2 rRNA genes are annotated in these 1,519 nt (G+C 55.3%); both read left to right on the top strand.

The features are described from left to right. Window positions 1-225, top strand: a 16S ribosomal RNA gene (locus NQ036_RS15360); the annotation flags it as partial. 425 nt (window positions 226-650) lie between these two features. Then, window positions 651-1,519: ribosomal RNA gene (locus NQ036_RS15355) — 23S ribosomal RNA — on the top strand; the annotation flags it as partial.

Below are 1,519 nucleotides of genomic sequence, written 5' to 3'. Positions count from 1 at the left end.
ACTACGTGAAGTCGGAGTCGCTAGTAATCGCAGATCAGCAATGCTGCGGTGAATACGTTCCCGGGCCTTGTACACACCGCCCGTCAAGTCACGAAAGTCGGTAACACCCGAAGCCCATGGCCTAACCACCTTGTGTGGGGGGAGTGGTCGAAGGTGGGACTGGTGATTGGGACTAAGTCGTAACAAGGTAGCCGTACCGGAAGGTGCGGCTGGATCACCTCCTTTCTAAGGAGCATCAACATTGAGTGTTGGCCATGTTGGCAGGCGAGTGTCCTGTCCGTGGTTGCTCGTGGGTGGAACATCGCGGGATTGATTGTTTGAGTATGCTGTTGGGGTTCTGGGACAACAGACCACTGTTTGGTGGTGTGTGTTCTGGTGCCGCCCCTGCCGGCTGTCGGGTCCGTGTGGATCTGGTGGTGGTGGGTGTGTGGGTGTTGTGTGGTTTGTGAATAGTGGACGTGAGCATCTAGAACATAGATTTTTTGGTCTGTGTTTCTGTGTGTGATTTTGTCGCCCAACCATGGGCTGGCTGGTGTCAGGCGTGAGTCTGGTGTCGGGTTGGCTGGTGTGGTTGGTGTGTTTGTTTCTTGTGTTATCCACCCCACCAGACGCTGGGTGGGAGGCTTGTTGGTCTTCTGCTGTGTGTGTTGTGGTGAGTGGTGAAGGGCGCATGGTGGATGCCTTGGCATCAGGAGCCGATGAAGGACGTTGTAACCTGCGATAAGCCTCGGGGAGTTGGTAAACGAGCGGTGATCCGAGGGTGTCCGAATGGGGGAACCCGCCAGTCTGTGATGGTCTGGTACCCGCATCTGAATATATAGGGTGTGTGGGGGGAACGCGGGGAAGTGAAACATCTCAGTACCCGTAGGAAGAGAAAATAATAATGATTCTGTGAGTAGTGGCGAGCGAAAGCGGAGGAGCCTAAACTGCGTGCATGTATGAACCGTGTGGGGGTTGTGTGCGTGGTGTTGTGGGGAGTGGTTGTCCGATTCCACATGGTCGGAGCCCTTTGTTGCGCGTGTAGTCGAACAGTCTGGGATGGCTGACCGGAGTGGGTGAGAGTCCTGTAGGCGAAATGTGTGTGGCGGGGGTTGACTGTTTTCCCGAGTAGGACGGGACTCGTGTAATCTCGTGTGAATCTGCCAGGACCGCCTGGTAAGGCTGAATACTTCCTGATGACCGATAGCGGATAGTACCGTGAGGGAATGGTGAAAAGTACCCCGGGAGGGGAGTGAAAGAGTACCTGAAACCGTGTGCCTACAAGCCGTCAAAGCAGTTTTGATGACTGTGCTGGCGTGCCTTTTGAAGAATGAGCCTGCGAGTTAGTGGCATGTGGCGAGGTTAACCCGTGTGGGGTAGTCGTAGCGAAAGCGAGTCTGAAGAGGGCGTTTGAGTCGCGTGTCCTAGACCCGAAGCGGAGTGATCTAGCCATGGGCAGGGTGAAGCGCGTGTAAGAGCGTGTGGAGGCCCGAACCCACTTCAGTTGAAAATGGAGGGGATGACCTGTGGTTAGGGGTGA

The organism is Brevibacterium sp. 91QC2O2 (assembly GCF_024580695.1).
GTDB classification, from domain to species: domain Bacteria; phylum Actinomycetota; class Actinomycetes; order Actinomycetales; family Brevibacteriaceae; genus Brevibacterium; species Brevibacterium moorei.
Note: the sequence above shows the minus strand (reverse complement) of the source record. Positions and strands in the feature narration are given on the sequence as shown.